This is a genomic window from Desmonostoc vinosum (genome assembly GCF_059505385.1).
Map to the genome: position 1 here is coordinate 1 of NZ_JCACKM010000218.1, position 9,054 is coordinate 9,054.

At 42.5% G+C, this 9,054-nt stretch carries 9 protein-coding genes; 3 read left to right on the top strand and 6 right to left on the bottom strand.

Features of this window, described 5'->3' with window-relative positions; translation table 11 throughout:
• Positions 1–111 precede the first annotated feature (111 nt).
• Positions 112–1,707 (bottom strand): S8 family serine peptidase, encoded by a 1,596-nt coding sequence (locus AC5JMF_RS25720; protein WP_495798541.1) that lies wholly within the window; start codon positions 1,705–1,707, stop codon positions 112–114.
• Positions 1,708–1,881: 174 nt separating this feature from the next.
• Between AC5JMF_RS25720 and rpe the strand changes: the two genes are divergently transcribed.
• From rpe to AC5JMF_RS25735, 3 genes are all read left to right on the top strand, one after another.
• Entirely contained in the window at positions 1,882–2,589 is a 708-nt protein-coding gene (gene rpe, locus AC5JMF_RS25725) for a ribulose-phosphate 3-epimerase (RefSeq protein ID WP_495798542.1), read from the top strand.
• Positions 2,590–2,671: 82 nt separating this feature from the next.
• A complete protein-coding gene (locus tag AC5JMF_RS25730; RefSeq protein ID WP_495798543.1) occupies positions 2,672–3,058 on the top strand; it encodes a DUF2795 domain-containing protein in 387 nt (128 codons plus the stop codon).
• Between the two features lie 432 nt (positions 3,059–3,490).
• Positions 3,491–4,384, top strand: a complete 894-nt coding sequence (locus AC5JMF_RS25735) for a peptidoglycan-binding domain-containing protein (RefSeq protein ID WP_495798544.1) — start codon at positions 3,491–3,493, stop codon at positions 4,382–4,384.
• 99 nt (positions 4,385–4,483) lie between these two features.
• Here AC5JMF_RS25735 and AC5JMF_RS25740 read toward each other — a convergent pair whose 3' ends face one another.
• The 5 genes from AC5JMF_RS25740 to AC5JMF_RS25760 all read right to left on the bottom strand — a co-directional run bounded on the left by AC5JMF_RS25740 (position 4,484) and on the right by AC5JMF_RS25760 (position 8,932).
• The gene (locus AC5JMF_RS25740) at positions 4,484–4,906 is read right to left on the bottom strand and encodes a DUF4189 domain-containing protein (protein ID WP_495798545.1); all 423 of its coding nucleotides are present in this window, start codon (positions 4,904–4,906) and stop codon (positions 4,484–4,486) included.
• A gap of 172 nt (positions 4,907–5,078) precedes the next feature.
• A complete protein-coding gene (gene plsY / locus AC5JMF_RS25745) occupies positions 5,079–5,762 on the bottom strand; it encodes a glycerol-3-phosphate 1-O-acyltransferase PlsY (protein WP_495798546.1) in 684 nt (227 codons plus the stop codon).
• A gap of 207 nt (positions 5,763–5,969) precedes the next feature.
• Positions 5,970–7,202: a DUF3086 domain-containing protein gene (locus AC5JMF_RS25750; protein WP_495798547.1), complete on the bottom strand. Its 1,233-nt coding sequence runs from the start codon at positions 7,200–7,202 to the stop codon at positions 5,970–5,972.
• 283 nt (positions 7,203–7,485) lie between these two features.
• Positions 7,486–7,875: a DUF3119 family protein gene (locus AC5JMF_RS25755; protein ID WP_495798548.1), complete on the bottom strand. Its 390-nt coding sequence runs from the start codon at positions 7,873–7,875 to the stop codon at positions 7,486–7,488.
• A gap of 259 nt (positions 7,876–8,134) precedes the next feature.
• Positions 8,135–8,932 (bottom strand): MlaE family lipid ABC transporter permease subunit, encoded by a 798-nt coding sequence (locus tag AC5JMF_RS25760; RefSeq protein ID WP_495798549.1) that lies wholly within the window; start codon positions 8,930–8,932, stop codon positions 8,135–8,137.
• Positions 8,933–9,054: the final 122 nt, after the last annotated feature.

A 9,054-nucleotide genomic window follows, 5' to 3' on the forward strand; every position in this document is an offset into this window, starting at 1 on the left:
TAGCTTCGCTTAGAGCGAGTCATCGAGCGTCGGTACGAGCGTCAGCGGTAGCGACACAGGAGCATCGCGTCATTACGAATTACGAATTACGAATTACGAATTACGAATTATTTAATTGACAGGCACGCTCCACCAAGCTAGTCCATAGGGTTGAGTTGCTTCATTGAGCTGCTGGCGGAACTGGACGCGGATTTTGTAATTACCTGCGGTAGTCACCGGACAGAAAATATGCTCTACGCTATCAATTTGGCTGATTGAAGAACAAATAATCCCAGCATCTGAATTGGGAGCATCAGTTTTCACTAAGTAGAGGTCGAGGTTATTCAAACCGCGATCGCGAAAACTCTCACCAACATCAAACTGCTGATTTTTGTTATGATCATTTAGCTCTACTAAACGATCCCAACTCAGGGTAATAGCCACAAAACTTCCCTGTTTTAAAGGTTTTGCTAACGCATAGTCAACACTTGCCCCTGTTTTAACTGTGCGATAATCCCAACCAATAGCAGACACTGCTTTTGATGGTTGCCATTGACCAGCGCTCAGTTGTTGAAAAGCACGGAACGCATTTAAATGACCTGTTCCCATTTGAGCATCTAAGGGAATTTTGGGATCTTTGTAAGCATCAGAAGTTAGCCAATCTTGATTTTGTTTATCAATTAGTGTGCGAGTCATTCCTAAACGCAAGCCATCACCAATATCTTGAATTTTTTCAGCGGAATTTAACAATACAGCTTTCATGACTTGGTGACGCCGAGCATCAACACTCCAATTAGGTTTTTTGGCTCGCAGTTGTTGGTCACTAAATTCTTGTAACAAAGCAACAGTCGCTGTTACATGTGGTGCAGCAAAGCTTGTACCTGTGGCTTTGTTCAATTTGCCATCTGGATTGAGCAAAGGAATGTTACTACCGGGCGCAACTAAACTGATAGCGCGACGCCCATCAAGATTAAACTCCTTGCCAGCTAAGCGACCACTCGTTCCTAAGTTCGTACCCGCTAGATTGGAAACGTCTACTTTATTAAAAATTCCCCCCCTGCGGGATGAAAAAGCCACGTTGACTCCGTTAAAATTATCTGTAGGAATGGGAATACCACCCTTGCCTTGGTTGCCTGCGATCGCATACAAAACATCATGAACGCGACTCGACCAGTCAACACACAATGTTAGTAAAGCATTGCCGTCTAAAGTCGGTTCCGGTCGTGGGTCACGGTTGAGAGGTTCACCAAAGCTGAAGTTAATCGCCCGTACATCCCCACTATTTTGTAAGGCTATATGCTGCGCTGATAAACATTCCTCCGGCTGACCCATATTTTTCGTAGAACCCACCGCTGAAGAATAGAGTCGCGCTCCTGGAGCAACCCCTGGTAAGCCTTTGTCTCTACTAACCATGACACCAGCGACATTATAAGCATGGGGGTCAACGCCGCTGTTAGACTTTGCCGGGCCATTGCGTAAAAACACCGCTGCTAAAGATATGGCGCGATTCTTAGACACCGCTTTATCCCACCCAAACATTCCCGGTCGCCCAATCTCTACCTGACCAATCGCAATCTTGCGGCCAGTTAAATTATAAGGAGATTGATGCAGTTTTAAAGCATCAATACCACTGTTTCCTAAAGAAGTTCCCACAGCAGAAGCAATCGTCGGTACACTCAAACAAGAAGCACCCAATCCCCAAATTATCCAAGTTAATTTTTTGAACATAGTTATTTATCTAATAGTCATTTGTTATTAGTGATTAGTCATTAGTCATTTGTCAAGATTCATTATTCATTTCTTTTTGCTGCTGTCTCATCACCATTCCCCATTTCCAAATAATACTTGCTCAATGTTTTGTTACAATGCTTACAGACGAGGACGCTTAAAAATCCACTAGCCATGACTCAAAACCTATCTAAAAAGCCCATTGTAATTGCTCCATCTATCCTATCAGCCGATTTTAGTCGTCTGGGTGAAGAAGTTCGCGCTATAGATGCGGCGGGAGCAGATTGGATTCATGTTGATGTAATGGACGGTCGTTTTGTACCTAATATTACGATAGGCCCTCTGGTTGTGGAGGCGATTCGTCCGGTGACTACCAAGCCACTTGATGTCCACCTAATGATTGTGGAACCAGAAAAGTATGTTGAGGGCTTCGCGAAAGCGGGTGCTGACATTATTTCAGTACATTGCGAGCATAATGCCTCTCCGCACCTGCATCGGACTTTAGGACAAATTAAAGAACTTGGCAAAAAAGCAGGAGTTGTACTAAACCCGGGTAGCCCTCTAGAACTTATTGAGTATGTGCTAGAACTTTGTGACCTAGTACTGATTATGAGCGTTAACCCCGGTTTTGGCGGTCAAAGCTTTATTCCTGCTGTGTTACCTAAAATTCGCAAGCTACGTCAAATGTGCGATGAGCGCGGTCTTGACCCTTGGATTGAGGTAGATGGGGGACTGAAAGCAAATAATACTTGGCAAGTCTTGGAAGCAGGAGCCAATGCAATTGTTGCTGGTTCAGCTGTATTTAATGCCAAGGATTATGCTGACGCCATTACAGCAATTCGCAACAGCAAGCGCCCCACCCCTGAACTCGCAAAGGTTTAATTTAGCTAGAAATTGTAAATAGATTATCAGCAGGGTGGGTTGTTTACTCACCCTAATTTTTTTGTAATTGAGGATAATCATTATGGCTAAAGTTAACTCAGTACAACTACAGAAGAGTTTGAATGAAATTAATTACCCTCTTAATAAAGAAGATTTGCTTAGATATGCTGAAGAAAAAGGGATTGACGAGGGTATTCTCCGCGCTTTCAAGCAGTTGCCTGCAAAACAGTATCAATCCTCAACTGATGTCAGCCAATCTATAAAGGAAATAGTTAGAAAGACAGTAAACCCTGTACAGTTAGAGAAAAATTTGGCTGAAATTACCTATCCACTTAGCAAAAAAGATTTGCTTAAATACGCTGAAGAAAAAGGTATTGATGAGCTGGTGTTGCGAGCCTTGAAGCGTTTACCTATCAAGCAGTATGACACTTTAGCTGACATCAGCAAAGCCATCAGTGAAAGTGAATAGTCTTTGAATTGAAAATACCCTTGGAAGAAGGGAAATCTACGCCTGCTCAGCTAGTTGTAAGACTAGGCATGAGCCGGAATACTGGTTCCGGACAGGAAGCCTAGTCAAGCGAAGCGGAACTAGGGGTACTTCACTGCGTTAAATCGTAAATTAATAGTAAAAATTTTAATACTCTATCAAAACCAAGAGTATAGTTTCAGACAACATCTATACCCAAATTCAAAAGATAACAGGAAACGGGCAACTGTTAACAGGTAATTTTGTGTAAATATTTATACCTGACAAAAAACATGCCATTGATATTTATGGGAGTCTCTGACTTTCAAAGAGGGAACAAAGAATAGGAATAACTGTTCCCTGTTGCCTATTTCCTGTTTCTTTCTTCAATGATGTTTATACCTAGAATTTAGGAAAATTAAACACAGGTGCAATATGAAACTACAAGATTTTTTAGGGAAAGAAGAAAAATGGGGATTTGAAGCGATCGCTCAAGATGCAGAATTGAGTCGTCAGATTCAAGTACTATTAATTGGCTTGGGTTTACTAGAACCCCCAGCCGATGGTAAATTTGGCCCTGTTTCTTTAGCCGCTTTCAAAAAATTTCAGGAATTCACTAAAACTGGAGAAAGTGAATTTTTAGGCCCACTCACAGCCAAGAAATTAATTGAAACCAAACCAGAAGAACTACCAAAGCCTCCTTTAAAACTGGGTAATGACATTGCCAGCAAAATTATCAAATACATGCAGGCAAAAAATTATCAAGTATTCACAGGTCTTGGAGAATACAACATTGTTTATCTAGAAGGAGTGAACGAAGACTGGACTCTTAACAGCGATCCACCAAATCAATTTAATGATCGACGGATTGTAATCGAAGTTGTAGATGGCATTCCCAAAATCGTTAATCATTGGCAAGCTACCACTGAACCAGGTAAATACTACACTCTAAACCCCATGAATTCAGCAGGTGCTGCAAGAATTAAGTTTGGACAATACAAAGCCTGGGCTGTGGGACTACACGGAAACGCAGAACGTCACGAAGCGTTAATCCAAGTTGAACCCATCACTGTTCACCGAGATTTTAACAAAGACTTTCAACGGACTGGTGACAAGCTGGATACAGGTCTTTTCCTCATAAATCAACATTGGGGCTATGATGCACCTACAAACAATATCAAGAATGCCAGTGCAGGTTGTCTTGTAGGACGCAGGCGCGACGGACATCGAGAATTTATGGCGTTGATTAAAAAAGATCGTCGCTATGTGGCTAATCCTAACTATGTCTTCTACACCACGGTTATTGCTGGGGATGATTTATTGAAATAGTTTCTAGGATTAGGCAGTACAGCATTTTTAATACAAATATGTAGAGACGCCCTTTTGAAGCGTCTCTACTAAAAATATGCAATTTATATAGGCGACAGCTTATCTAGCTTCTCTAGCAAAAATAACTCGGCAATTTACACCACCGTAATCTTGACAAGTTTGCAGAGCATATCGTCCTGCAATCAACTTACCTCTTCTGGGATCACGAATATCGTATCCCCACCCTGTACCGTAAGCACCATTGGAACCAACAGCCAAAGCCCCCCAAGCATTTTTAAACCACAAAGGAACTGAACAATCATCAGTTCTAGATTGTCGCGTGCAATCATAAAGAGCAATGTGTTCAGCCTCTTCGCGTGACAAACTAATTGCAGAAGTGTAAACTCCAGTAGATTGAGAATAAGCGATCGCACCATATACATCTGGTGCAGGTTGAGCTTGGGCGACTTGTGTCATCCCTGGTAAAAAAGATAATGCTGTAGCCGCTGCTAATAAACCTTTTTTGAATGTATTTGCCAACATAGAATCTAAATTTAACTCTAGAAAAGGACTACAGATTTCTATGTGGGCATTTCGTAATTCACGTCAAAATTGATCGAATGGGAATGGGTAATTGGGAATGGAGAAAGCAGGTAAAATAATTAACTACGAATTACGAATTACGAATTACGAATTACGAATTACGAATTACGAATTACGAATTACCATTTTCTGCTTCTGTTGCTACCTTTTGCCCAACTTTTGGCTCGCTACCAGCAAGTAACCGTTCAATATTAGTACGATGACGCACTATTACATATAATCCACCAACAATGCCAAAGAGGATGTAAGGCAGAGGTTGCTGTAAAGTTACCATAAAAATAGAAACGGCGATCGCACCACTAATTGAGCTTAAAGAAATAATCCGTGAGAAGGCTACGACAATGGCAAAGACACCCAATGTTACTAAACCTACCTGCCAACTCATCGCTAACAAAATCCCTAAACTGATAGCAACAGATTTACCACCTGTAAAGCCCAAAAAAATTGATTTGCTGTGTCCTAAAATCGCGGCTAAGCCAACTAACGTTACTAGATAAGGTTGCCAAACTTTTGCATCTACAGTTGCAGGGATAAAATTTTGACTAGCTCCCAAGTTAAATAATAAATAAACCAGAGCGATCGCTAACACTCCCTTCAAACAATCAATTAATAAAACGAATGCTCCTGGCCCTGTCCCTAATGCTCGCAAAACATTGGTTGCTCCGGTTGAACCTGAACCCACTTCCCGAATATCAATACCTTTTAACTGTTTCACAGCGATGTACCCAGTCGGAAAAGAACCCAGCAGGTAAGCTGTGACGACAATTGCACCGCACAGAATTAACCACATAGTCATAAACAATTCCTAAATAAATTAGACACGGAGAGTGGGAGACGCGGGGACGCGGGGAGTTGCCTGTGTCTGGAGTTCAATACCAATGGCACTTTGAGCGCGACTTCTGTCGTAGAGACAAAAAATCTGTTCATTGTTTGAATCTCCTGGCTTTAGCTATGGGATTTCTCCGCGTCCCCGCGTCCTCTTCAAGTTGACTTTGTAACTCAATTAAAAGTCATTGTCATAGTCTCTCATCATTTTGGGGTCAGGTGCGAAGGCTAACCATAGAGGGAATTGCAGTATTGACAGACTGATTTGTTCCTCTGAATCATCAATGATAATTAAAGACATTTGATTTGCTTTTACCAATCGGTCTGCTTTTTGGGCTAAGGCTTCAGATGTCTCAAATAATACTATGCCTCTGTCAGGGCCAAAGTCTGGGCGACCTATTCCCAGACAATCTTGTAAGCCACGTCGCCATTCACCTAAACGCTCAGGTGTATTAGCTAAAACTAGTGTACGTAGGCGATCGCCATATAGTTTATGTAATATCGAGATTCCAGCGGAGGCAATTAGGATATTCTGTAAGCGGCTACCCATTGTTCGCAAAGCACCGCGTCCCCCTTGATTAAAAAACCAGTTAGAAACTCGTTCTGCGTGGATTGGTTCAAAGGTACGGCGTAATTGCCATACAGGGCCGTAATAGTCTGGTTTATTACGGTATTGATCGATTAGGCGGCGAATTTGTTTTGTCGTCTCTTGAAATTGTTGTTGAGCAAATTGTGGAATTACTAGTTGGGGTTCAGTTGATTTTGTTTCTTTAGCAGCGGGTTTTGCTTTTTCTACCACAGTTGGCGGCACCAATTGTAATTGCTCAGCTGCTGCTGCCAAATCTTGTAAACTACCTGTGAGGTAGTCTTTAAAACCCTGCACCCGAATTGCTAAATCTTGAGAAGTACCAGCAAAAGTTGTTCGCATTTCATTACGAATGCGTTCTTGTCGGCGTTCTAGCTGTTCTACAGAAATTTGCAGTGCTTGTTTGCGTTGTTCTAACTGTGCTAGCGACTCCTGTACAATTTGTCCCAACGTAGTTTGGGTTTCACCAACTTGTAATTGGAGATTTTTATAAGACGCCTGTAAGTTAGCTATTTCTATTTTTAGAGCTGCTTCAGTCTTTTGCAACTCTGCTACTCGTTGTGCTGTTGCTGCATTTAGCGCACTATCTTCTTCCACTTGCGTCGCTAAGGAGCCTGTCGAGTCTTCTAGTTGTTGGATTGTAGAATCTACCACTTCCACACTGGAGTTAGCAGGTTCAGAAATTGGATTTTCTTGTGGTGTTTCTGTTTGTCCTACTGGCTCAACAGATGAATTTTCTGGATTTTCAGCTGCATGACTTTGGTCTTGTGTTTCTGCTAACCACTCATCAATGGGTTTTGGAGTTTGCGATTCCTCTGGGTTCATAAACAATAGTGTAATTCCTACGACGCGAATGAAAGGGAACTCTTAACAGGGGACAGAGAAGACTAAGCCATCCACAAGGGAGAGCCAGTCTCGTGAGCGGGTTTCCCACGCCACTTTCTTCAACGGGGGGAACCCCCGCACAGAAGTGGCTCGACTTGAGAGAACTGGCGTTGAAATTTCAACATACCTTACAATACAAGGATTCTTTACGCCCACAAGGAGCAAGGTTTTAAACTTTTATTTTTTTGATAAACAGCTTTCAGAAATATACAATCAACAGTCACTACTCAATACGTGGACAACGTTGTTCCAGACAAGTTTTGAGAGTATGAGGATCAAATAGAATTGGCAAAAAATGAATACTTTTAATTTCTTTAAAGTAAAACAGGATGGGAACTCTGTTCCAGAAGATACGCCAGTTTTGCCATTCTTGGAAGGGAAAACGCCGAATTAGTTTTTCGCCTCTGTAAATATCTAAATCGGTGGCAGTGAATTGCAAACGCAGTGTCAACGCTTGAAACATCAAAAACAAGCCAAACAGTGCGATCGCTCCTCCGATCCAAGGTTGTACTATTAACACTAGTATAGCGACAAGCACCAATACTACAGGTATATAGTAACTGGGCTTGAGTTCCACGGTTGATGTCAAGTTAGGAGCAATTGAACTGGTCACAAGTGTAAATCCTGCTTTGTTAATAAACACATTTCTTATTTTAGGAGGGGAGTGGGGAGTAGGGAGTAGGGAATTGGGGAAGTCATTTGTCATGACGCGACGCTCCTGTGTCGCTACCGCTGACGCTCGTACCTCGCTACCGCTACGCTAACGTCATTTGTTATTGATTATTCTCCGCGTCCCCGCGTCCCCGCATCCCCGCGTCCCCGCGTCCCCGCGTCTCTCATCTCCCTCATCCTCTAGCTTCTAGTCCCTAATTCTATAACCCTTGAAGTAATGCACTGCCAGTTCCTTGAAACATTAACCAAGAAAGAAAGAAGTTGCTAATAAATATAACCAGCAGAGCAGTAACAACAGCTGATGTGGTTGACTGTCCTACACCTTTGGCTCCTCCCGTTGTAGTTAAACCCCAACTGCAACCAATCACAGCAATTAAAACTCCAAAGCAACATGCTTTAATCATCGCACTCAATATATCCCAGATACCAAGAAGGTTACGGGCTGAATCTAGAAATACTGTATCGGAGAGGTTATAGATATTTGTAGCAATAATCAATCCTCCTAACATTCCTGTTACCAAAGATAGAAGAGTTAAAATTGGTAGCATTAGACAGCAAGCAAGCACGCGTGGAATAACCAGGTAATCGATTGGATCAGTTCTTAACATCAACATAGCGTCGATTTGTTCTGTAACCCGCATCGTACCAATTTCTGCGGCAAAGGCGGAACCAACTCGTCCTGCTAGAATTACTGCTGTCAGAACGGGTGAGAGTTCTCGTGTTAATGCCACAGCTAGAACTCCGCCAACAATATTACCTGCACCAAAATTGATAAATTCTCGTGCTACTTGAATAGTGAACACTGCGCCCACGAAAATAGCCGTTAATAGCGCAATCAAAAGAGAATCTGGGCCAACTGCGGCCATTTGTTCTAGAGTGTTGCGGCGATGGACTTTGCCTTTGAGTAGATGAACTAGTGTTTGTCCACCTAAAAAAATCGCCGCCAGCAACCGCTGACTCCATTCTCCTAAACTGGATTTGGATGTAGTCTCGCTCAAGGTTCTGTAGTTAACTCGGTAACTGCCTTAAGAATAGCGAAAGTCGTGGGGAATGGGGAATGGGGAATGGGGATTGGGGACTGGGGATTGGGGATTGGGGATTGGGGACTGGGGATTGGGGA

Excerpts from the sequence above, each read along its gene's own strand:
- AC5JMF_RS25720 (WP_495798541.1), bottom strand. The coding sequence starts at position 1,707 with ATGTTCAAAAAATTAACTTGGATAATTTGGGGATTGGGTGCTTCTTGT.
- rpe (WP_495798542.1), top strand. The coding sequence starts at position 1,882 with ATGACTCAAAACCTATCTAAAAAGCCCATTGTAATTGCTCCATCTATC.
- AC5JMF_RS25730 (WP_495798543.1), top strand. The coding sequence starts at position 2,672 with ATGGCTAAAGTTAACTCAGTACAACTACAGAAGAGTTTGAATGAAATT.
- AC5JMF_RS25735 (WP_495798544.1), top strand. The coding sequence starts at position 3,491 with ATGAAACTACAAGATTTTTTAGGGAAAGAAGAAAAATGGGGATTTGAA.
- AC5JMF_RS25740 (WP_495798545.1), bottom strand. The coding sequence starts at position 4,906 with ATGTTGGCAAATACATTCAAAAAAGGTTTATTAGCAGCGGCTACAGCA.
- plsY (WP_495798546.1), bottom strand. The coding sequence starts at position 5,762 with ATGACTATGTGGTTAATTCTGTGCGGTGCAATTGTCGTCACAGCTTAC.
- AC5JMF_RS25750 (WP_495798547.1), bottom strand. The coding sequence starts at position 7,202 with ATGAACCCAGAGGAATCGCAAACTCCAAAACCCATTGATGAGTGGTTA.